This is a genomic window from Sphingomonas sp. (assembly GCF_036402235.1).
Lineage (GTDB): Bacteria > Pseudomonadota > Alphaproteobacteria > Sphingomonadales > Sphingomonadaceae > Sphingomonas.
Map to the genome: position 1 here is coordinate 13,047 of NZ_DASWTG010000092.1, position 21,009 is coordinate 34,055.

30 protein-coding genes are annotated in these 21,009 nt (G+C 66.2%); 4 read left to right on the forward strand and 26 right to left on the reverse strand.

The features are described from left to right. Positions 1-3: 3 nt before the first annotated feature. The 19 genes from rplE to VGD28_RS18570 all read right to left on the reverse strand — a co-directional run bounded on the left by rplE (position 4) and on the right by VGD28_RS18570 (position 12,320). Positions 4-588 (reverse strand): 50S ribosomal protein L5, encoded by a 585-nt coding sequence (rplE, locus tag VGD28_RS18480; protein WP_331029830.1) that lies wholly within the window; start codon positions 586-588, stop codon positions 4-6. After that, positions 581-898 (reverse strand): 50S ribosomal protein L24, encoded by a 318-nt coding sequence (gene rplX, locus VGD28_RS18485; protein WP_331029831.1) that lies wholly within the window; start codon positions 896-898, stop codon positions 581-583. The genes rplE and rplX overlap by 8 nt, the downstream gene beginning before the upstream one ends. Further along, entirely contained in the window at positions 898-1,266 is a 369-nt protein-coding gene (gene rplN, locus VGD28_RS18490) for a 50S ribosomal protein L14 (RefSeq protein WP_066574426.1), read from the reverse strand. Before rplN ends, rplX begins: the two co-directional genes overlap by 1 nt. Before the next feature lie 78 nt (positions 1,267-1,344). After that, positions 1,345-1,614 (reverse strand): 30S ribosomal protein S17, encoded by a 270-nt coding sequence (gene rpsQ / locus VGD28_RS18495; protein WP_066574429.1) that lies wholly within the window; start codon positions 1,612-1,614, stop codon positions 1,345-1,347. Positions 1,615-1,627: 13 nt separating this feature from the next. Beyond that, positions 1,628-1,831, reverse strand: coding sequence for a 50S ribosomal protein L29 (gene rpmC / locus VGD28_RS18500; RefSeq protein WP_331029832.1), 204 nt, complete (start codon positions 1,829-1,831; stop codon positions 1,628-1,630). Positions 1,832-1,836: 5 nt separating this feature from the next. After that, entirely contained in the window at positions 1,837-2,268 is a 432-nt protein-coding gene (gene rplP, locus VGD28_RS18505) for a 50S ribosomal protein L16 (protein ID WP_331029833.1), read from the reverse strand. A gap of 12 nt (positions 2,269-2,280) precedes the next feature. Next, positions 2,281-2,988 carry a 30S ribosomal protein S3 gene (gene rpsC / locus VGD28_RS18510; RefSeq protein ID WP_331029834.1) on the reverse strand — a complete coding sequence of 236 codons (708 nt, stop codon included), beginning with the start codon at positions 2,986-2,988 and terminating at the stop codon, positions 2,281-2,283. Further along, complete coding sequence (gene rplV / locus VGD28_RS18515) at positions 2,988-3,368, reverse strand: 50S ribosomal protein L22 (protein ID WP_265119408.1); 381 nt, start codon at positions 3,366-3,368, stop codon at positions 2,988-2,990. Before rplV ends, rpsC begins: the two co-directional genes overlap by 1 nt. Position 3,369: 1 nt before the next feature. Continuing rightward, positions 3,370-3,648, reverse strand: coding sequence for a 30S ribosomal protein S19 (gene rpsS, locus VGD28_RS18520; RefSeq protein ID WP_331029835.1), 279 nt, complete (start codon positions 3,646-3,648; stop codon positions 3,370-3,372). Between the two features lie 3 nt (positions 3,649-3,651). Beyond that, positions 3,652-4,503, reverse strand: a complete 852-nt coding sequence (rplB, locus tag VGD28_RS18525; protein WP_331029836.1) for a 50S ribosomal protein L2 — start codon at positions 4,501-4,503, stop codon at positions 3,652-3,654. Between the two features lie 2 nt (positions 4,504-4,505). After that, positions 4,506-4,823 (reverse strand): 50S ribosomal protein L23, encoded by a 318-nt coding sequence (locus VGD28_RS18530; protein WP_331029837.1) that lies wholly within the window; start codon positions 4,821-4,823, stop codon positions 4,506-4,508. Beyond that, positions 4,816-5,430, reverse strand: a complete 615-nt coding sequence (gene rplD / locus VGD28_RS18535; protein WP_331029838.1) for a 50S ribosomal protein L4 — start codon at positions 5,428-5,430, stop codon at positions 4,816-4,818. Before rplD ends, VGD28_RS18530 begins: the two co-directional genes overlap by 8 nt. A gap of 2 nt (positions 5,431-5,432) precedes the next feature. Further along, entirely contained in the window at positions 5,433-6,191 is a 759-nt protein-coding gene (gene rplC / locus VGD28_RS18540) for a 50S ribosomal protein L3 (protein WP_331029839.1), read from the reverse strand. Between the two features lie 367 nt (positions 6,192-6,558). Beyond that, positions 6,559-6,867 (reverse strand): 30S ribosomal protein S10, encoded by a 309-nt coding sequence (gene rpsJ, locus VGD28_RS18545; protein ID WP_066574470.1) that lies wholly within the window; start codon positions 6,865-6,867, stop codon positions 6,559-6,561. Positions 6,868-7,014: 147 nt separating this feature from the next. Further along, the gene (tuf, locus tag VGD28_RS18550; RefSeq protein WP_331029840.1) at positions 7,015-8,208 is read right to left on the reverse strand and encodes an elongation factor Tu; all 1,194 of its coding nucleotides are present in this window, start codon (positions 8,206-8,208) and stop codon (positions 7,015-7,017) included. A gap of 162 nt (positions 8,209-8,370) precedes the next feature. Then, entirely contained in the window at positions 8,371-10,464 is a 2,094-nt protein-coding gene (gene fusA, locus VGD28_RS18555; protein ID WP_331029841.1) for an elongation factor G, read from the reverse strand. Positions 10,465-10,530: 66 nt separating this feature from the next. Next, positions 10,531-11,001, reverse strand: coding sequence for a 30S ribosomal protein S7 (gene rpsG / locus VGD28_RS18560; RefSeq protein WP_331029842.1), 471 nt, complete (start codon positions 10,999-11,001; stop codon positions 10,531-10,533). Between the two features lie 57 nt (positions 11,002-11,058). Further along, positions 11,059-11,430, reverse strand: coding sequence for a 30S ribosomal protein S12 (gene rpsL, locus VGD28_RS18565; protein ID WP_331029843.1), 372 nt, complete (start codon positions 11,428-11,430; stop codon positions 11,059-11,061). Positions 11,431-11,666: 236 nt separating this feature from the next. Next, positions 11,667-12,320, reverse strand: coding sequence for a class I SAM-dependent methyltransferase (locus VGD28_RS18570; RefSeq protein WP_331029844.1), 654 nt, complete (start codon positions 12,318-12,320; stop codon positions 11,667-11,669). A 134-nt stretch (positions 12,321-12,454) separates the two neighbouring features. Here VGD28_RS18570 and VGD28_RS18575 point away from each other — a divergent pair, with 134 nt between their 5' ends. Both VGD28_RS18575 and VGD28_RS18580 read left to right on the forward strand, forming a co-directional pair. Continuing rightward, positions 12,455-13,636, forward strand: coding sequence for a hypothetical protein (locus tag VGD28_RS18575; RefSeq protein ID WP_331029845.1), 1,182 nt, complete (start codon positions 12,455-12,457; stop codon positions 13,634-13,636). Positions 13,637-13,670: 34 nt separating this feature from the next. Continuing rightward, positions 13,671-14,138 carry a polymer-forming cytoskeletal protein gene (locus VGD28_RS18580; protein ID WP_331029846.1) on the forward strand — a complete coding sequence of 156 codons (468 nt, stop codon included), beginning with the start codon at positions 13,671-13,673 and terminating at the stop codon, positions 14,136-14,138. 3 nt (positions 14,139-14,141) lie between these two features. On the opposite strand, the gene VGD28_RS18585 is transcribed toward VGD28_RS18580, so the two are convergent. From VGD28_RS18585 to VGD28_RS18615, 7 genes are all read right to left on the reverse strand, one after another. Next, a complete protein-coding gene (locus VGD28_RS18585; RefSeq protein ID WP_331029847.1) occupies positions 14,142-14,486 on the reverse strand; it encodes a DUF3140 domain-containing protein in 345 nt (114 codons plus the stop codon). A 67-nt stretch (positions 14,487-14,553) separates the two neighbouring features. Further along, positions 14,554-14,946: a hypothetical protein gene (locus tag VGD28_RS18590; RefSeq protein WP_331029848.1), complete on the reverse strand. Its 393-nt coding sequence runs from the start codon at positions 14,944-14,946 to the stop codon at positions 14,554-14,556. A gap of 72 nt (positions 14,947-15,018) precedes the next feature. Continuing rightward, on the reverse strand, positions 15,019-15,603 hold the full coding sequence (locus tag VGD28_RS18595) for a DUF4142 domain-containing protein (RefSeq protein WP_331029849.1): 585 nt from the start codon (positions 15,601-15,603) through the stop codon (positions 15,019-15,021). 91 nt (positions 15,604-15,694) lie between these two features. Then, positions 15,695-17,095: a dihydrolipoyl dehydrogenase gene (gene lpdA, locus VGD28_RS18600; protein ID WP_331029850.1), complete on the reverse strand. Its 1,401-nt coding sequence runs from the start codon at positions 17,093-17,095 to the stop codon at positions 15,695-15,697. Between the two features lie 65 nt (positions 17,096-17,160). Next, positions 17,161-17,544, reverse strand: a complete 384-nt coding sequence (locus VGD28_RS18605) for an acyl-CoA thioesterase (RefSeq protein WP_331029851.1) — start codon at positions 17,542-17,544, stop codon at positions 17,161-17,163. Next, positions 17,537-17,749 (reverse strand): hypothetical protein, encoded by a 213-nt coding sequence (locus tag VGD28_RS18610; protein ID WP_331029852.1) that lies wholly within the window; start codon positions 17,747-17,749, stop codon positions 17,537-17,539. The genes VGD28_RS18605 and VGD28_RS18610 overlap by 8 nt, the downstream gene beginning before the upstream one ends. Before the next feature lie 7 nt (positions 17,750-17,756). After that, positions 17,757-19,052, reverse strand: coding sequence for a pyruvate dehydrogenase complex dihydrolipoamide acetyltransferase (locus VGD28_RS18615; RefSeq protein ID WP_331029853.1), 1,296 nt, complete (start codon positions 19,050-19,052; stop codon positions 17,757-17,759). Between the two features lie 147 nt (positions 19,053-19,199). Between VGD28_RS18615 and VGD28_RS18620 the strand changes: the two genes are divergently transcribed. Together VGD28_RS18620 and VGD28_RS18625 are read left to right on the forward strand one after the other, a co-directional pair. Then, positions 19,200-19,655 (forward strand): universal stress protein, encoded by a 456-nt coding sequence (locus tag VGD28_RS18620; RefSeq protein ID WP_331029854.1) that lies wholly within the window; start codon positions 19,200-19,202, stop codon positions 19,653-19,655. A gap of 5 nt (positions 19,656-19,660) precedes the next feature. Beyond that, positions 19,661-20,959 carry a M28 family metallopeptidase gene (locus VGD28_RS18625; protein ID WP_331029855.1) on the forward strand — a complete coding sequence of 433 codons (1,299 nt, stop codon included), beginning with the start codon at positions 19,661-19,663 and terminating at the stop codon, positions 20,957-20,959. The last annotated feature ends 50 nt before the right edge of the window (positions 20,960-21,009 follow it).

Below are 21,009 nucleotides of genomic sequence, written 5' to 3' on the forward strand. Positions count from 1 at the left end.
CCCTTACGCAGCCTGCTTCGCTTCGCCGTCCGCATCGCGCGGGAACGGGAAGCCGAAGAGACGGAGAAGCTCGCGAGCCTCCTCGTCGGTCTTGGCGGTGGTGGTCACGATCACGTCCATGCCGCGCACCTTCTCGATGCGGTCATAGTTGATCTCGGGGAACACGATCTGTTCCTTGATGCCGCAGGCATAGTTGCCACGGCCGTCGAACGACTTGTCGTTCAGCCCGCGGAAGTCGCGAACGCGCGGCAGCGCGATCGTGATGAAGCGGTCGAGGAACTCGTACATCCGCTCGCGGCGCAGCGTGACCTTGCAGCCGATCGCCATGCCCTCGCGCAGCTTGAACTGCGCGATCGACTTCTTCGCCTTGGTGACGACCGGCTTCTGGCCGGCGATCAGCTCCATTTCAGAAGCGGCCTGCTCGACCTTCTTCTTGTCCTGGGTGGCTTCGCCGACGCCCATGTTGAGCACGATCTTCGAGATCTGCGGCACTTCCATGACGTTCTTGTAACCGAACTTCTCGGTCATCGCCTTGGCGATCTTCTCGTCATAGAGCTTGCGCAGACGCGGCGTGTACTTGTCAGCCATTGATGACCTCCCCGGTCTTGACCGCAACGCGCACCTTCTTGCCGTCGCGCTCCTCGAAGCGGACGCGGGTCGCCTTGCCGTCCTTGGTCACGTGCGCGACCTTGGAGATGTGCAGCGGCGCCTCGGCGCGCTCCAGACCGCCCTGCGGGTTGGCCTGGGTCGGCTTGCGGTGACGCACCGCGATGTTGACGCCCGCGACGACGACCTTGCCGTCCTTCGGAAGCGCCTTGGTGACTTCGCCGGTCTTGCCCTTGTCCTTGCCGGACAGGACGATGACCTGGTCACCCTTCTTGATCTTGGCAGCAGCCATCACAGCACCTCGGGGGCGAGCGAAATGATCTTCATGAAGCCCTTCGAGCGCAGCTCGCGGACCACCGGGCCAAAGATACGGGTGCCGATCGGCTCCTCGTTCTTGTTGACCAGGACGGCGGCATTGCCGTCGAAGCGGATCACCGAGCCATCGGCGCGGCGGACGTCCTTGGCGGTGCGGACGATGACGGCGCGATGCACGTCGCCCTTCTTCACCTTGCCGCGGGGCTGCGCTTCCTTGATGCTGACGACGATCACGTCGCCCACGCCGGCGAAGCGACGCTTCGACCCGCCCAGCACCTTGATGCACTGCACCCGCTTCGCGCCGCTGTTGTCCGCGACGTCGAGATTGGATTGCATCTGGATCATCGATCCGGTTCCTTCTCGTTTGGCCTACCGGGACGTTTCGCCCGGCGGTTCCAGTTGAACTCTCGAGTCCTTGCGGACTTAAGCGATGTCGGCCCGCTCGGGCGTCGCGTGGGTGTTCACCCGCTCGATCACCTTCCAGGTCTTCAGCTTGCTGATCGGCGCGGTCTCTTCGATGCGCACGGTCTCGCCAGCCTTGTATTCGTTCGCCTCGTCATGGGCGTGATACTTCTTCGAGCGGCGGATGATCTTACCGTAGAGCGGGTGCTTGACCTTGCGCTCCACGTTCACGACCACCGTCTTGTCGCCCTTGTCGGACACGATCTGCCCGGTCAGCACGCGCTTCGGCATGTTCGTTGTCCTCTTACTTCGCAGCCGAGCGCGAACGCTCGTTCTGCAGCGTCTTGATGCGAGCGATGTCCTTGCGGACTTCCTTCACGCGGCTCGGCTTCTCGAGCTGGCTGGTCGCCGCCTGGAAACGGAGGTTGAACGCCTCGCGCTTCAGGTTGCCCAGCTCCTCGGTAAGCTGATCGTCGCTCTTCGCGCGCAGATCGGTTGCCTTGGTCATGTTACTCAACCCTCCAGGTGCGACGTGTCGCCGAGGCGCGCCACGACCTTGGTCTTGATCGGCAGCTTCATCGCCGCACGCTCGAACGCTTCCGCCGCGAGCGGGCCGGGAACGCCGTCCAGCTCGAACAGGATGCGGCCCGGCTTGACGCGGGCTGCCCAATATTCAAGGCCGCCCTTGCCCGAGCCCATGCGGACTTCGGCAGGCTTGCTCGACACCGGAACGTCCGGGAACACGCGGATCCACAAACGGCCCTGACGCTTGATGTGACGCGTGATCGCGCGGCGGGCCGCCTCAATCTGACGCGCGGTGATCCGCTCAGGCTCCATCGCCTTCAGGCCGTACGAGCCGAAGTTCAGCGTCGCGCCGCCCTTGGCCTCGCCCTTGATCCGGCCCTTGAACGCCTTGCGGAACTTGGTCTTTTTCGGTTGCAGCATCGTGCCTAACCCTTAGCGACGGTCTTCGCGCGCGGGACGAACGCCCGACGTCTGCGATTCCATGTTCAGGCGATCGGTCGCCATCGGATCATGGCCCAGGATCTCGCCCTTGAAGATCCAGACCTTGACGCCGCACACGCCATAGGCGGTGTGGGCCTGCGCCTCGGCATGGTCGATGTTCGCGCGCAGCGTGTGCAGCGGAACGCGGCCCTCACGATACCACTCCGAACGCGCGATCTCGGCGCCGCCCAGACGGCCGCCGCAATTGATGCGGATGCCCTCGGCGCCCAGACGCATCGCCGACTGAACGGCGCGCTTCATGGCGCGGCGGAACGCGATGCGGCGCTCCAGCTGGTCAGCAATGCCCTGGGCGACGAGCTTGGCATCGACTTCAGGCTTGCGGATCTCGACGATGTTCAGCGACACGTCCGAGCTCGTCATCGAGCCGAGCGTCTTGCGCAGCTTCTCGATGTCCGAGCCCTTCTTGCCGATGATCACGCCGGGGCGCGCGGCATAGATGCTCACGCGGCACAGCTTGGCCGGACGCTCGATCACCACCTTCGAGATCGCAGCCTGCGGCAGCGTCTTGAGGATGTACTGGCGGATCTTCAGATCCTCGAGCAGCAGGCGGCCATAGTCCGCGCCCTCGGCGAACCAGCGGCTGTCCCAGGTGCGGTTGATCTGCAGGCGCAGACCGATCGGGTTGCTCTTGTGACCCATTATGCTTCTTCCTGCACTTCACGCACCACGATCCGCAGCCGGCTGAACGGCTTGAGGATGCGGGTCGACTTGCCGCGACCACGCGTGTGGAAGCGCTTCATGGTGATCGACTTGCCGACCGACGCCTCGGCGACGACGAGCGCGTCGACGTCGAGGTTGTGGTTGTTCTCGGCATTGGCGATGGCCGAAGCCAGCACCTTGCGCGCGTCCACCGCCATCGCCTTCTTCGAGAAGGCGAGGATGTTCATCGCGTCGCCGGCACGCTTGCCGCGGATCAGGCCCGCGACCAGGTTCAGCTTCTGCGCCGAACCGCGGATCTGCGTGCCGACCGACAGCGCCTCATTGTCGCTCACGCGACGGGGAGCCTTGGGCTTCGACATCTTAGCGCTTACCCTTCTTGTCGGCCGCGTGGCCCGGGAAGTACCGGGTCGGCGCGAACTCGCCGAGCTTCATGCCGACCATGTCCTCGTTGACCGACACCGGCACGAACTTGCGGCCGTTGTAGACGTTGAAGGTCAGGCCGACGAACTGCGGCAGGATGGTCGAACGACGCGACCAGGTCTTGATCGGACCGGCGCGGCCCGAATTCTCCTGCGCCGTCTCGGCCTTCTTCAGGAGATGCAGGTCCACGAAAGGACCCTTCCAAACGGAGCGAGCCATCGGTTAGCCCTTCTTCTTCGCGTGGCGGCTGCGGATGATGAACTTGTCCGTCGCCTTGTTGTGACGGGTGCGCGCACCCTTGGTCGGCTTGCCCCACGGGGTGACCGGATGACGGCCGCCCGAGGTCCGGCCTTCACCACCGCCGTGCGGATGGTCGACCGGGTTCTTGGCGACGCCGCGGGTCAGCGGGCGGATGCCCTTCCAGCGGTTGCGGCCAGCCTTGGCGAGGTTGGTGTTGCCATTGTCGGGGTTCGACACGGCGCCAACGGTGCACATGCACTCGCCGCGGACGTAGCGCTGCTCGCCCGAGTTGAGCCGCACGATCACCATGCCGCGGTCACGGCCGACGACCTGCACATAGGTGCCCGCCGAACGCGCGATCTGGCCGCCCTTGCCGGGCTTCAACTCGACATTGTGGACGATCGTGCCGACCGGAGCCTGGCCGATCTCCATCGCGTTGCCCGGCTTCACGTCGGTCTTCTTGGCCGCGATCACCTTGTCGCCAACGCCCAGGCGCTGCGGAGCGATGATGTAAGCCAGACGATCCTTGCCGTTCTCGTCCGCACCATAGTTGATCAGCGCGATGAAGGCTGTGCGGTTCGGATCATATTCGATCCGCTCCACGGTGCCCTCGACGTCCCACAGCCGGCGCTTGAAATCGATGATGCGATAACGCTGCTTGTGGCCGCCCGCGATGCCGCGCGAGGTCACATGACCCTTGTTGTTGCGGCCGCCGGTCTTACGCTTGCCCTCGGTCAGCGCCTTGACGGGGCCGCCCTTGTGCAGACCCGAACGGTCCACCAGGATCAGGCCGCGCCGCGCCGGCGAGGTCGGGTTGTAGTTCTTGAGCGCCATGGTCAGTTGACCCCCTGCGTCACGTCGATCGAGTCACCGTCCTTGAGGGTGACGATCGCCTTCTTGATGTCGCTGCGCGTGTAGGGCTTGCCCTTCCAGCGCTTCGTCTTGCCCTTCTGGACGATCGTGTTCACCGCGGTGACACCGACGCCGAAGATCGCCTCGACCGCCGCCTTGATCTGCGGCTTGGTCGCGTCGTTGGCGACCTTGAAGACCACCGCATTCGCCTCGGAGACGAGCGTCGACTTCTCGGTGATGTGCGGCGCGACGATCACGTCATAGTGACGGATGTCGATCGCTTCTGCCTGCTTCTTAGCCATTGAAGCGCGCCTCCAGCTTCTCGACGGCAGCGCGGGTCAGGACCAGCGTGTCGTGCTTCAGGATGTCATAGACGTTGGCACCCGCCGCCGGCAGGACGTCGACGCCCGCCAGGTTGCGCGCGGCCAGGAAACCGTTGCCTGCCTCGCCGTCGATCACCAGTGCGGTCTTGCCGACCTTCAGGCCAGCGAACTGACCCTTGAGCGTCGCAGTCTTGGTCGCGTCGAAGCCGTCGAGGACGATCAGCGAACCCGCCTTGGCGTGGCTCGACAGCGCCATCTTGAGGCCGAGCGCGCGGACCTTCTTGTTCAGCGAGATGTTGAAGTCCCGCTTGCGCGCGCCGTGCGCCTTGCCGCCGCCGATGAAGACGGGGGCAGCGCGATCGCCGTGACGAGCCGTACCGCCGCCCTTCTGGCGGCCGAACTTCTTGCCGGTGCGCGACACTTCCGAACGCTCGCGCGTCGGACGGGCCGTCTCGCGGCGGTTCCACAGCTGCCAGGTGACGACGCGATGCAGGATGTCGGCGCGCGGCTCGAGGCCGAACACGTCGTCATTCAGCTCGATGTCGCCCGATGCCTTGGCGTCGAGGGTCTGTACCTTGACCTTCACGTTCAGCCCTCCTGGCCGTCGGTCGCCTCGGGGGCAGCGGCTTCTTCAGCCGGCGTGTCCGCGGGGGCGTTGTTGTTGCTGTTGGCAGCAGCCTTGAGGCCGGCCGGGAATGGCGCGTCCTTGTGGGCCGGAAGCTTCACGGCGTCCTTGACGAACAGCCAGCCGCCCTTCGAGCCAGGGACCGAGCCCTTGACGAAGATCAGGCCGCGCTCGACGTCGGTGCCGACGACTTCCAGGTTCTGCTGGGTGCGGTTCTTGTCGCCCATATGGCCGGCCATCTTCTTGTTCTTGAAGACGCGGCCCGGATCCTGACGGTTACCCGTCGAACCCAGCGCACGGTGCGAGATCGAGACGCCGTGGGTGGCGCGCATGCCGCCGAAGCCCCAGCGCTTCATGCCGCCTGCAAAGCCCTTGCCCTGCGTACGGCCCTGAATGTCGACGAACTGGCCCGCGACATAATGGTCGGCCGAAATCTCGGCGCCCACGTCAAGCAGACCGTCCTCGTCCACGCGGAACTCAGCGAGGATCGCCTTGGGCTCCACCTCGGCCTTGCCGAACTGGCCGCGCTGCGGCTTGGCGACGTTCTTCGCCTTGGCGCTGCCCGCGCCCAGCTGCACGGCGGTATAGCCGTCTTTGTCCTTTTCGCGACGGGCGACGACCTGAACGCCTTCGAGGCTCAGGACGGTGACCGGCACGTGGCGGCCGTCGTCCTGGAACAGGCGGGTCATCCCCATTTTCTTCGCGATCACGCCAGTGCGCATGATCAGTTCACTCCATAACAGAGGCACCCCATGGACCATCCCACAGGGTGCGTGCCTCAGCCCGAATATGCGATGCGAGCCCCCGTCCGGGCTGAATTCCCGCCCGAGGGCAGGAAAGACGGGGGACGCAGACCCGGACCGAGGCCCGGCGGTATCCCTATGTCGTTTGAGCGTTGCGCTCCGGCTGGAACTTCGGATCGGGATCGATCCGGCCTGCCCTGCGCGATCCCGGTGGAATCGCGAATCTCGTTCGGGAAGCGGCGCCTTTACGTCAGCTTCACTTCCCTGTCCACCCCCTCACCCGGCCTTTTCGGCGAACGGGGAGCGGAAACAACCCCGATCGAGGATCGGGGCTGCATCAGCCGGCTCAGGCCAGCTTGATTTCGACATCGACGCCGGCGGCGAGGTCGAGCTTCATCAGCGCGTCGACCGTCTGCGGGGTCGGCTGCACGATGTCGAGCATGCGCTTGTACGTGCGCACTTCAAACTGCTCGCGGCTCTTCTTGTCGATGTGGGGGCCACGGTTGACCGTGAACTTCTCGATCTTCGTCGGAAGCGGGATCGGGCCACGGATAAGAGCGCCGGTGCGGCGTGCAGTGTCGGCGATGTCGCCGGTCGCCTGGTCGAGCACGCGGTGATCGAACGCCTTCAGGCGAATGCGGATGTTGTTGTCCATGTCCCTACCGATGTGAAAGAGCGGGGCCGGTGACCGGCCTCTTGCTGTCAAACCAAAAACTGGAGGCGCGCCATTACAGGCCACCTCATAAAAAAGCAACCGCCCGGCTCCGATTTTTCGGAGCCGGGCGGCGCTTGCTTTTTCAGCTTACTTGTCGATGCCGCTGACGACGCCGGCGCCGACGGTACGGCCGCCCTCGCGGATCGTGAAGCGCTGGCCGACGTCCATGGCGATCGGCGCGATGAGCTTGACGCCCAGCGCGACGTTGTCGCCCGGCATGACCATCTCGGTGCCCGAAGGCAGCTCGATCGTGCCGGTCACGTCCGTGGTGCGGAAGTAGAACTGCGGACGATAGTTCGCGAAGAACGGCGTGTGACGGCCACCCTCGTCCTTCGACAGGACGTACACTTCCGACTGGAAGTCGGTGTGCGGGGTGATCGAGCCCGGCTTCGCGAGCACCTGGCCGCGCTCGACTTCGTCACGGGCGACGCCGCGGATCAGCGCGCCGATGTTGTCGCCGGCCTGGCCCTGATCGAGCAGCTTGCGGAACATTTCGACGCCGGTCACGGTGGTCTTGCGGGTCTCCGGGTGGATGCCGACGATCTCGACTTCCTCACCGACCTTGACCACGCCGGTCTCGACGCGACCGGTCACCACGGTGCCGCGGCCCGAGATCGAGAACACGTCTTCGATCGGCATCATGAACGGCTTGTCGAGGGGACGATCCGGCTCGGGGATCGACTCATCGACGGCAGCCATCAGCGCCAGAACGGCCTGCTTGCCGATGTTGTCATCGCGGCTCTCCAGCGCGGCGAGCGCCGAACCACGGATGATCGGAATGTTGTCGCCGTCGAAGTCGCGCTTCGAGAGCTCTTCACGGATCTCCATCTCGACGAGCTCGAGGATTTCCTCGTCATCGACCTGGTCGACCTTGTTGAGGAACACGACCATCGTGGGAACGCCGACCTGCTTGGCGAGCAGGATGTGCTCCTTGGTCTGCGGCATCGGGCCGTCAGCGGCCGACACCACCAGGATCGCGCCGTCCATCTGCGCAGCGCCGGTGATCATGTTCTTCACATAGTCGGCGTGGCCGGGGCAGTCGACGTGCGCATAGTGGCGGTTGGCGGTCTCGTACTCGACGTGCGCGGTCGAGATGGTGATGCCGCGCTCACGCTCTTCCGGAGCCTTGTCGATGTTCTCGAAGTCCACCTTCTCCGACAGACCTTCTTCAGCGAGCACCTTGGTGATCGCAGCGGTCAGCGAGGTCTTGCCGTGGTCGACGTGACCGATGGTGCCGATGTTGAGGTGCGGTTTGTTCCGCTCAAACTTTGCCTTCGCCATTGTTTCCTACCTTCTGATTCAAATTTCCCGGACCGCTACGGGAATCGCGAGAACGCGGCCCCATAGCGGTTCAATTCAAGTAACGCCAGCCTTTGAGTTTGTTTGGGAAGGGCGGCTCCGGCCCGCGGATGCGCCGCAAGGCGCATCCCCCCAACAAACCTCTTACGCCAGCTTGGCCTTCACTTCGTCGGCCACGTTCGGCGGCACTTCGTCATAGTGCGAGAACTGCATGCTGTACTGCGCGCGGCCCTGCGTGAACGAGCGGAGCTGGTTCACGTAACCGAACATGTTGGCCAGCGGCACCATCGCCTCGACCGTCTGCGCGTTGCCGCGGCTGTCGGTGCCCTGGATCTGGCCACGGCGGCTGTTGATGTCGCCGATGACGTCGCCGAGATAGTCCTCGGGGGTCACGACCTCGACCTTCATGATCGGCTCGAGCAGCTTGATGCCGGCCTTCTGCGCCGCTTCGCGCATCGCCGCGCGGGCGGTGATTTCAAAGGCCAGCGCCGACGAGTCGACGTCGTGGTACGCGCCGTCATACAGCAGCACCTCGAAGTCGATGATCGGGAAGCCGACCAGCGAACCAGTCAGCGCCGTCTCGCGGAAGCCCTTCTCGATCGCGGGGATATATTCCTTCGGAATGTTGCCGCCCTTGATCTCGTCCTTGAAGACGAAGCCCGAGCCGCGCTCGCCCGGGGTCAGCTTGACCTTGACGCGGCCGAACTGGCCGGTGCCGCCCGACTGCTTCTTGTGGGTGTAGTCGATGTCCACCGGCTTCGCGAGATACTCGCGATACGCCACCTGCGGCGCACCGACATTCGCCTCGACCTTGAACTCGCGCTTCATGCGATCAACGAGGATTTCCAGGTGAAGCTCACCCATGCCCTTGATGATCGTCTGGCCCGATTCATGGTCGGTCGAAACGCGGAACGAGGGATCCTCGGCGGCCAGGCGGTTGAGCGCGATGCCCATCTTCTCCTGGTCGGCCTTGGTCTTCGGCTCCACCGACAGCTCGATCACCGGCTCGGGGAATTCCATCCGCTCGAGGATGATCGGGTGGGCCGCATCGCACAGCGTGTCGCCGGTCGTGGTCTCCTTGAGGCCCGCGATCGCGACGATGTCGCCCGCACGCGCCTCGTCGATGTCCTCACGCGAGTTCGCGTGCATGAGGAGCATGCGGCCGATCTTTTCCTTCTTGTCCTTCACCGAGTTCAGGTAGCTGCCCTTCGACAGCGTGCCCGAATAGATGCGCGCGAAGGTGAGCGAGCCGACGAACGGATCGTTCATGATCTTGAACGCCAGCAGCGACAGCGGTGCATCGTCGGACGGCGGACGCGAATCCGGGGTCTCGCCGTCGAGCTTCACGCCCTGCACGTCGGGGATGTCGAGCGGGCTCGGCAGATAGTCGACCACCGCGTCGAGCAGCGGCTGGACGCCCTTGTTCTTGAACGCCGAGCCGCACACGATCGGCACGAACGCCATGGCGAGCGTACCCTTGCGGATCAGCTTCTTCAGCGTCGCGACGTCAGGCTCGTTGCCCTCGAGATACTGCTCCATTACCTCGTCGTCCTGCTCGACGACCATCTCGATCAGATCACTGCGATACTTGGCCGCCTTTTCGGCCATGTCCGCGGGGATGTCCTGATATTCGAACTTCGCGCCCAGGCTCTCCTCGAGCCAGATGATCGCGCGGTTCTGGACCAGATCAACCAGGCCCTTGAAGCCGCCCTCGATGCCGATCGGCAGATACAGCACGGCCGGGCGCGCGCCCAGGCGCTCGATGATCGAATCGACGCAGAAGTAGAAGTCCGCGCCGGTGCGATCGAGCTTGTTGACGAAGCACATGCGCGGCACGCCGTACTTGTCGGCTTGGCGCCACACGGTCTCCGACTGCGGCTCGACGCCGGCAACGCCGTCGAAGCAGGCGACCGCGCCGTCGAGCACGCGCAGCGAACGCTCGACCTCGATCGTGAAGTCGACGTGGCCCGGTGTGTCGATGATGTTGATCAGGTGCTCTTCACCCTTGCCGTCATCGGCCTTCCACTTGCAGGTGGTCGCCGCCGACGTGATCGTGATCCCGCGCTCCTGCTCCTGCTCCATCCAGTCCATCGTCGCGGTGCCCTCATGGACCTCGCCGATCTTGTAGGACTTGCCGGTGTAATAGAGGATGCGCTCGGTCGTCGTGGTCTTGCCGGCGTCGATGTGCGCCATGATGCCGATATTGCGATAGCGCTCGAGCGGATGGCTGCGGGCCATGATCGTGGGTTCCTTAGCGATGTGGGGAGCCGGACGATCCGGCTCCCCATCATATAGTGTGGTTTGTTACCAGCGGTAGTGGCTGAACGCGCGGTTCGCTTCCGCCATGCGGTGCGTGTCCTCGCGCTTCTTCACTGCATTGCCGCGGTTGTTGGAAGCGTCCAGCAGCTCGCCCGACAGGCGCGCCGACATGGTGTTCTCGCTGCGGTTGCGGGCCGAGGCGATGAGCCAGCGGATCGCGAGCGCCTGCGCACGCTCCGGACGGACTTCGACGGGGACCTGGTAGGTCGCACCGCCGACGCGGCGGCTGCGGACCTCGATGCCCGGCTTGATGTTGTTCAGCGCTTCGTGGAACACGCCCAGCGGGTCCTTCTTCGCGCGCTGCTCGACAACCTCGAGCGCCGAATAGACGATGCCTTCCGCGACGGACTTCTTGCCGTCCAGCATCACGCTGTTCATGAACTTCGACAGGACCTGATCACCATAGACGGGATCGGGCAGGATTTCCCGCTTCTCGGGACGACGACGACGTGCCATCTTGAATTTCCTTCTAAACTTCAGCCGGTCCGGAACCTGTCCGGGGCTTACTTTGGCTTACTTCGGACGCTTCGCGCCGTACTTGGAACGGCTCTGCTTGCGGTCCTTGACACCCTGGGTGTCGAGCACGCCGCGCAGAACGTGATAGCGCACGCCGGGAAGGTCGCGCACACGGCCGCCACGGATCAGGACCACCGAGTGCTCCTGCAAATTGTGGCCCTCGCCGGGGATGTACGAGATGACCTCGCGGCTGTTGGTCAGACGGACCTTGGCCACCTTGCGAAGCGCCGAGTTCGGCTTCTTCGGGGTCGTGGTGTACACGCGGGTGCAGACGCCGCGCTTCTGCGGGTTCTGCTCCATTGCAGGGACCTTCGACTTGGTCTTCTGCAGTTCGCGGCCCTTGCGGACCAGCTGGTTGATCGTCGGCATGAAGCCCTTCACCTTTTTCGTTACCGGTTGCCCGGCGGTTACTGTGCGGGAGCCCTGGTAGTGCAATACAAAAGGGCCTGGCGGGCGAACCCCCCGGCCCCAAGTCTCCGACACCGTTCAGCTCTTGCGCCACCCGGAACGCCGAAAAGCCGACAGAATCGACTCCCTGCCCCGGTGCGGAACGCGCGGCCTATACGCTTGCGGCCCTGGCCGGTCAATGGCGGCGCGAAGCCCGCTCACCGCGCCGAGGCGCGCGTTGCGCCCGGGCATAGCGCCGGCCGCTTGTCCAGCGGGGGCACGTGCCACAAATGGACGGTCGCGCCCCCTGCCCGTCGCGTCGCGTCCGGCTTCCAGTCGCCCATGTCGAACGCATGGCTGACGATCCGCGCGCCGGGCTTGAGCTGCGCGAGCAGCCGCGGGCACAGCCGGTAGTTGACCTCGGGCAGCAGGTACATGGTGACGACGTCCGCCGCCGACAGATCGGCTTTGAACAGATCGCCGGTCTCGAACCGCACCCGGTCGGCCACCCCGGCGCTTCGCGCGTTGGCCCGCGCCTTCCCGATCAGCACCGCGTCGAGATCGATCCCCAAGCCGCGCGCGCCGCGCTCGCGTGCCGCGGCGATCAGGATGCGCCCGTCGCCGGTGCCGAGATCGATGACGTGATCCCCCGCCTTGACCTCCGCCATCTCCAGCATCCGCGCGATCACTGCGGGCCGCGTCCCCTTGTACGGCACGTCGAGCCGGGGACCGCCGTTGAACAGCGTCTCGGCGGAGCAGCTCACCATCGTCGGCGACGCGCAGCGCCCCCCGATCGCGATCAGGCCGAGCACGACGATCGCGGCAAACGCGCCCGCGATGCGGATCAGCACGGGCGAGGACGGGATCGGCAAGACGGCCAGCCTGCTCCGAAATCCGCCACGATCCGCCATCCGCCCTCCACCTGCGGCGCCGCCTTGTCTTTAACCCGATTTTCAGGGCGGTCCGCCAAAGCCAGCCTATGCCGCCGCTGCCGATCCGTCCACCGATGCCCGCGCCCGCGATCTGGCTGGTCGCACTGGTCGCCGCGGTGCAGGCCTGGGTGCTCTGGCCGCTCTACACGCCGGACATGACCGCCTACCTCGTCCCCTGGCTGGAGACGATCCGCGCGCGCGGCGCAGCCTCGGCCTTTGCCGAGCCATTCTCCAACTACATGCCGAGCTATCTCTACCTGCTCGCGGCTGTGAGTCCGCTCGCCCAATGGCTCGACCCGATGAGCGTGATCAAATTGCTCTCGATCGCCGGGACTGTCGCGCTCGCCCTGTCGTTCCATCGCCTGCTGGGGGCACTCGCTGCGCCGCAGCGCGCGCAATGGGCGGCAGCGATCTTCGCTCTCCCCTCGGTCGCATTCAACGCGCTGCTGATGGGCCAGTGCGATGCCATCTATGTCGCCGCCTGCGTGATGGCGGTGGCGATGGCGCTCGAGCGCCGCCACGTCGCGATGTTCGCCTGGTGCGGCATCGCCGTCGCGTTCAAGGCGCAGGCGGTGCTGGTCGCGCCCCTCTTCCTCGCGCTCGCCATCCGCCGCCGGATGCCGTTCCATCATTGGCTCGCCGCGCCCGCCGCGTTGCTCGCGATGATGGCGCCTGCACTGATCGCAGGCTGGCCGCCCGCGGACCTCGCGACCGTCTATTTCCGCCAGGCCGGCACCTTCAGCAACGAGATCGCGCGCAACGCGCCCAACATCTGGTCGCTCGCCGGCGCGATCACGCCCGAGCATGCCCCGAAGCTGTTCGCCCTCGCGCTCGCCGCCGCGCTCGGCGCCTCCGCGGCCTTCGTAGCGCGGATGCAGGTGGTGCGCTTCGACAAGGCCGGGCTGGTCGGCATGGCCGCGCTCGCCGCGCTTTTGACCGCCGGATTGCTCCCGCGCATGCACGAGCGCTATTTCCTGCTCGCCGACATCCTCACCTTCGCCTTCGCGATATCACGCGGCACGCGCGGCGCCTTCACGCTCGCCGCGCTGGTCCAGCTCGGCTCGACCGCAGCGATCATCGGCTATCTGGGAGTCGGCATGCCGATGGTCGCGATCGGCGCGCTGTGCATGATCGCCGCGACATGGATCCTCGCGCAGCCCCTGATTGCCCCTCACGCGAATGATAATCGCGACGGATCGCATCGAATCCCGCCCCCGCACGGGCTGCGCGGAACGCTGCACTTTGATATGATGTAGGCGCCGGTCGCATGACCGCGGGGGAGTAGCACCTATGTTCGGGACCAGGATTCGTGACGACCGGCCGGCCACGCCGCTGGCGAACGGAAGCAACGGCAGCGCCCGCCGCGGCATGTTCTCCGTGATCGGCGCCGACGTCGTCATCTCGGGCAACGTCCAGGCCAGTGCCGAGCTGCACGTCGAAGGCCGGATCGAGGGCGATGTCGATTGCGCCGGGCTGATCCAGGGCGCCGAAAGCCACATCGTCGGCGGCGTCACTGCAGAGAGCGCCCGCATCGCCGGCGCGATCGAGGGCACGGTCCGCGTGCGCCAGCTCACCGTCGAGCGCACCGCGCGCATCACCGGCGACGTCGAATATGAGAACATCACGATCGAGAATGGCGGTCATATCGACGGCCGCATGCGGCGCATCGGGGCCACCACCGTGACCATCACCCCGCTGATCGGCAGCGACGCCCCGCGCGCGCCCCTCGCGACCACGGTCGAGGCGGCCGCCGGCTGACCGTCACTTGAGGGGGTCATGCCCCCAGTTCATCAGCGAATAGCGCCAGCGCGAGGTGGGGATCCGGAACGCCTCATGCGGCCCCTGCCCGCGATGCCGCCGCACGAAGCCGACCACCTTGCGCATGTGCGCATAGTCGCCCCCATCCAGCTCGGCCTGCTTCGTGCGCAGGATCGCCACGATCCGCCGTCCCGACGCGTGCCCGACGCTCTCGCTCGCACCGTCGCGCTTGAATCCGACCTTGCGGCTCTCTTCGGTCTCGAGCCAGTCCTCGATCTCGCCCGCGGTCATGTTCACCGCCTCGTGGAAATTCTTCCACACCGTTTCGTGGTCGTCCTGCTTCGCCATGCCGACCTCAACGCGGCGATCGCCGTCCGGTTCTCGCCTGTATCCCGAACGGGCTGATCGCCGTGCGTCAGACCTTGCGGCCGAAGGTCGGGCGCGGCGTGGCAGCGTCCGGAACCTCGAACGACGCTTCGCCCGCCGCCTTCTTCTCGAGATAGCGGGCGATCAACGCGTCCGCATCGAAACTTCCCGGTGCCGCGCCGGCGGGCATCTTCGGGCGCTTGGGCTTGGCCGCGGCGCCGCTCGCCAGCCGCAGCAGCTTGAGCAGGAGCGGGATGCCGAGCGCCAGACTGACCGCGCCCAGGCCTAGGATCATCGGCATCAGCTGTTGCTGCACCGCCTCGCCCATCGTCTGATTGACGCGATAGAGATAGATCGCCAGCCCGGCGAACCAGAAGACAGGGACGATCCCCAACACCGCCTTTGCCGACATGCCATGCTCCCGCAAATCGTGCGGGAACATGGCACGGCTTCACCAATAAAGGCTGAACGCCGCAACGGCTGCCCGGACGGCCGCAAGCCGCCGGGCGAGGCGTCACATCGAACTGACGTGCTTCAGATGGCCCTCGACTACCTTGGCGGTGTCGCCCGCGAAGGTCTTGAGCGACGGGACGTCGCCATTCGCCGCATAGCCCTGAAGCGCTGCCAGCGCCTTTTGATGCGCCGCGACCTGCTGCTCCTTGTAGAGCGTATCGAACGCCGCACCGCTCGCGCCGCGCAACGCCTCGAGGTTGGCGGTCTGCTCGGCGTTCAACGCGGGGTTGGGCGTGATCGCGGGATCAGCCTTGCCCGCCGCGTCCTTGAGCTTGGCGGTCGAGCTTGTGTGATCCTTGACCATCGTCGCGGCGAATTCCTTCACCGCCGCGCTCTCCGCCTTTTCCTGGGCCAGCTTGGAGGATTCGATCTCATAAGCGTCGCTCGCCGCGGCGGCGTCGGCGAACTGCTGGCCGCTCATCGCCATCGGTGCGTCGGCCATGTTGGCAGCCATATTGTCGCCCATCATGGTTTCGGCTTCGGGGACCGCCATATTGGACGCACCGGCGGCGTTGCTCGTTTCGTTGCTGCCACACGCCGCCAGCGCCAGCGCGGGCAGCGAAATTAACATAAGTTTATGTTTCATGGGGATTTCCCTCCTGTGGACCGGGCGCGAACGCCCGGCCCTTCGCGAGGGTTCCCCGGCTGCCGAGATTCAGGCCGGAAGCCGTACCCGATCAGATGTGCAGTGCGCGCCCGTAAGCTGAGAGCACCGCCTCGTGCATCGTCTCGCTGATCGTCGGGTGCGGGAACACCGTCTCCATCAGCTCGGCCTCGGTGGTCTCCAGCGTCTTGCCGACGGTGTAGCCCTGGATCATCTCGGTCACCTCGGCGCCGATCATGTGCGCACCGAGCAGCTCGCCGGTCTTGGCGTCGAACACGGTCTTCACGAAACCCTCGGGCTCGCCGAGCGCGATCGCCTTGCCGTTGCCGATGAAGGGGAAGTTGCCGACCTTCACCTCATAGCCCGCTTCCTTCGCCTTGGCCTCGGTCAGGCCGACGCTGGCGATCTGCGGGTGGCAATAGGTGCAGCCCGGGATGTTGCGCGGGTCCATCGCATGCGGATGCTTGCCCGCAATCGCCTCGGCCGCGATCACGCCCTCATGGCTCGCCTTGTGCGCCAGCCACGGCGGCGCGGTGATGTCGCCGATCGCGTAGAGGCCGTCGATATTGGTCCTGCAGTCCGGCCCGGTCTTGAGGAAGCCGCGCTCGTCGACATCGACGCCCAGTTCCTTGAGGCCGATGTCGCTGGTGTTGGGCACGATGCCGATCGCGACGATGACATGGCTGAACTGCCCGTCCACCGCCTTGCCGTCCTTTCCGGTGATCGTCGCCTTCACGCCGTTCGCGTCGGTGGCGATCTTGTCGACCTTGGCGCCCGTCATGATCGTCATGCCCTGCTTCTTGAGCGCCTTCTCAAGATGCGCGGAGATGTCGGCATCCTCGACCGGCACGATGCGGTCGAGCATCTCGACCACCGTCACCTCGGCACCCATATCGTTGTAGAAGCTCGCGAATTCGATGCCGATCGCACCCGATCCGATGACCAGCAGCTTCTTGGGCATCTCCTTGGGCGTCATCGCGTGGCGATAGGTCCACACCTTGTTGCCGTCGGCGGGCAGGTTCGGCAGGTCGCGGGCGCGGGCGCCGGTGGCGAGGATGATGTTCTTCGCGGCCAGCTCAGTCGTCTTGCCGTCCTCCGCCGTGACGCTGAGCTTGCCCTTCCCCGTCAGCTTGCCGGTGCCGAAATGCACCGCGATCTTGTTCTTCTTCATCAGGTGCGTAACGCCCTGATTGAGCTGCTTGGCTACCCCGCGCGAGCGCTTGACCACCGCTTCCAGATCCGCGCTGATCTTCTCGGCTGCGAGGCCGTAGTCCTTGGCGTGCTGCATGAAGTGGAAGATCTCGGCCGAGCGCAGCAGCGCCTTGGTCGGGATGCAGCCCCAGTTCAGACAGATGCCGCCCAGCAGCTCGCGCTCGATGATCGCGGTCTTGAGGCCCAGCTGGCTCGCCCGGATCGCGGCGACATAGCCGCCGGGTCCCGAACCGAGCACGATCACGTCATAGGATTCAGCCATTGTCTTCTAGAGCCCCTGGGGAATGAGGATTGAACGATAGATAGGTTGGGCGGGCGGCCTGCGCATCAGCCCTCCACCGGCCGCGGCTTGCGGTCGTCGCCCACCGCGACGAAGGTGAAATTGGCCTGCGTCACCAGCTCGCGCTCCTCGCCGTGGCGGCCGCGGCGCCAGGCCTCGACGTCGATCTTCATCGAGCTGCGGCCGACCTTGGTGAGCGCGGCATAGACCGACACCTCGTCGCCGACGAACACCGGCGCGTGGAACTGCATCGCGTCCATCGCCACCGTCACCGCCCGACCCTTGGCCCGGCGCGCGGCGACCAGGCCGGCGGCCATGTCCATCTGCCCGATCAGCCAGCCGCCGAAGATGTCGCCATAGGCGTTGGCGTCGGCGGGCATGGTGGTGACGCGGATCGTCGGCTCGAAGGCGGGCGGGTCGCGGTCAGGCATCGCCGGCGTCCTTCCCACTGTCGTCGGCTGCAACCGCGCGCCGCATCGGCCCGATGCCCATCACGATGACGCACGCGATCGCCACCGCCGTCACCAGCCACACGTCGCGCGCGGCCAGCGGATAGGCCCAGGCCGAAAGCGCGCCGATCAGCAGCGCGACCGCGATTCCCGCGGCGATGTGCAGGGCTTCGGTGAGGACGCGCACGGCGCCCTCAGGCCAGCAGGCCCATCGGCGACTCGACGAGCGCCTTGAACACCTTCATCAGCTCGGCGCCGTCGGCCCCGTCCACCGCGCGGTGGTCGAAGCTGCCGGTCGCCGACATCACCGTCGCGACGCCCAGCGCGTCGTCGACGATGTACGGCCGCTTCTCGCCCGCGCCGACCGCCAGGATCATCGCCTGGGGCGGGTTGATCACCGCGTCGAACTGCTTGATGCCGAACATGCCCATGTTCGAGATGCTGGCAGTGCCACCCTGATATTCCTCGGGCTTGAGCTTCCCTTCCTTCGCGCGCTCGGCCAGCTCCTTCATCTGGGTCGAGATCGACGCGAGGCCGATATTCGCGGCGTCGCGGATGATCGGGGTGATCAGGCCGGTCGGCGTGGAAACGGCCACCGAGATGTCCGAGCGGTTATACTTGACCAGCTTGTCGCCGGCATAGGTGACGTTGCACTTGGGCACCTGAGCCAGCGCGACGGCCAGCGCCTTGATCAGCATATCGTTGACCGAGAGCTTCACGCCGCGCCCTTCCAGGCTCTTGTTGAGCTGGCCGCGCAGCTTGAGCAGCGCATCGAGCTGGACGTCGACGGTGAGGTAGATGTGCGGGATCGTCTGCTTCGCCTCGGTCAGGCGGCGCGCGATCGTCTTGCGAATGTTGCTGAGCTTCTCTTCCTCGTGCGGGATGCTCTCGTCGTACCAGACCGAGGCAGGCGCAGCGGCCGGAGCCGCAGCAGCGGGCGCCGCCGTCGCAGGCGCCGCAGCCGGTGCAGCAGGCGCCGCGCCGGGCTTCGCGCCCTCGACGTCGGCCTTGACGATCCGGCCGTTCGGTCCCGATCCGCTCACGCTGCTGAGGTCGACGCCCTTCTCGGCTGCGATGCGGCGCGCCAGCGGGCTCGCCTTGACGCGATCGCCGCTCGCCGCCGGGGCGGAAGCGGAGGCCGGAGCGGGCGCAGCGGCAGGCGCCGGCGCGGCCTTCGCTTCTTCCTTGGGCGCTTCGGCAGCCTTGGGCGCCTCGGCCTTCGGCGCCGCGACCGACGACGCATCCTCGCCCTCGCCCGCCAGCACCGCGATCACGGTGCCGACCTTCACGCCGTCGGTGCCCTCGGCCACGACGATCTTGGCGATCACGCCCTCATCGACCGCCTCGAACTCCATCGTCGCCTTATCGGTCTCGATCTCGGCCATCAGGTCGCCGGCCTTGACCGTGTCGCCTTCCTTCACCAGCCATTTGGCGAGGGTGCCCTCCTCCATCGTCGGGGAAAGGGCAGGCATCTTGATGTCGATCGACATGGGTGGGGAGGATCCTGTCGCAGGGTGGTGGTTTCGGCCCTCCCTTGCGCGATGAACGGCGCGGGTCAACCCTCCCGCGCCCGTCAACCTCTTGCGCTGCACGCCTTCCCGCGTCACCACCATGGGGAAACGGGAGGGGATAGTTTCATGCGCACCTATCTTGTGGTGATCGACGAGAGCCCCGAAGCGCAGATCGCCCTGCGCTTCGCGGCACGCCGCGCGGTCAAGACCGGCGGCGGGGTCGAGATTCTCTCGCTGATTCCCAAGCCCGATTTCGTCCAGTGGGGCGGCGTGATGGCGACGATCGAGGAAGAGGCCCGCCAGCGTGCCGAGGCGCTGGTCGCGGGTGCCGCGGGCACGCTGATCCAGGAATCGGGCCTCAAGCCCACCATTACCGTGCGCGAGGGCGACGGTCCCAGGATCATCCGCGAGCTGATCGACGCCAATCCCGAAATCGCCGCGCTCGTCCTCGGCGCCGCGACCGGCGGCAAGCCCGGCGCGCTCGTCACGCACTTCACCAGCGGCGACATGGCTGCCCTACCCGTCCCGCTGATGCTGATTCCCGGCAGCCTCGACCGCGACGCGATCGACCGGCTAAGCTGATCCCCATGCGAACCCTTCCCTTGCTCGCGCTGCTCGCCGCAGCCCCCGCCGCCGCTCAAGAATCCCCCAGCCCCGAACGCCTCAAGGCGGACGTCGAGAAGCTGGTCAGCTTCGGCACGCGCCACACTTTGTCCTCCGCGACCGATCCGGTGCGCGGCATCGGCGCCGCGCGCAAATGGGCGGCGGACGAGCTCAACCGCATCGGCGAGGCGTGCAAGTGCATCGAGGTCGCCAACATCGCCCGCACCTTTACCGGCCCGCGCGCGCCAAACGGGGTCGAGATCGTCAACGTCCTCGGCTTCCAGGCGGGCGAGGATCCCAAGCGCGTCGTGATCGTCCAGGGCCATATCGATTCGCGCGTCAGCGACGTGATGAACTCCACCGCCGATGCCCCCGGCGCCAATGACGACGCATCGGGCGTCGCGCTGGTGATCGAGGCTGCGCGCATCCTCTCGAAGCAGAAGCACAAGGCGACGATCATCTACGCCGCCCTTTCCGGCGAGGAGCAAGGGCTGATGGGCGGCACCCTGCTTGCCGAGACCGCCAAGGAGCGCGGCTGGACGGTGATCGCGGTGCTCAACAACGACATCGTCGGCGGCACGATGGGCCAGAACGGCGTGCGCGTCGCCGATCGCGTGCGCGTCTTCTCCGAAGGCATTCGCGCGTCCGATACGCTCGAGGAGCAGCTCCGCCGCCGCGGTGATGGCGGCGAGGATGACGGCCCCAGCCGCGCGCTGGCCAAGGCGATCGACAAGGTCGCCGACGGGATGCGCGAGCAGGACAAGGGCGCCCTCGACGCCTTCATCGTCCGCCGCCCCGACCGCTTCGGCCGCGGCGGCGACCATGAGCCCTTCCTGCGCCTCGGCTATCCCGCAATCCGCTTCTCGGTCGGCACCGAGCATTACGACCAGCAGCACCAGGATCTGCGGACCGAGAATGGCCGCGTCTATGGCGACACGATCGACAAGATGGACTTCCCCTATTTGGCGAAGGTCACCGCGCTCAACGTCGCGACGATCCGCCGCCTCGCCAACGCCCCCGATGCGCCGTCAAGCGTGGTGCTCGATGGCGCGCTCTCGCATGACATCAAGGTCAAGTGGAACCCGGTCGCGGGCGCGAAGGGCTATCGCGTCTACTGGCGCCGCAACGACATGCAGGACTGGACCGACGTGCGCGGCGTCGCCGGGCTGACCGAGACGGTGCTCAAGGACATCCCGGTCGACGACCATTTCGTCGGCGTCTCGGCGGTCGCCGCAGACGGCAGCGAGAGCATCGTCACCTTTGGCACCCGCCCGCCGCGCTGACACAGCCCTAATCGATCCTCCCCCGCCAGGGGGAGGTGGCAGGCGCAGCC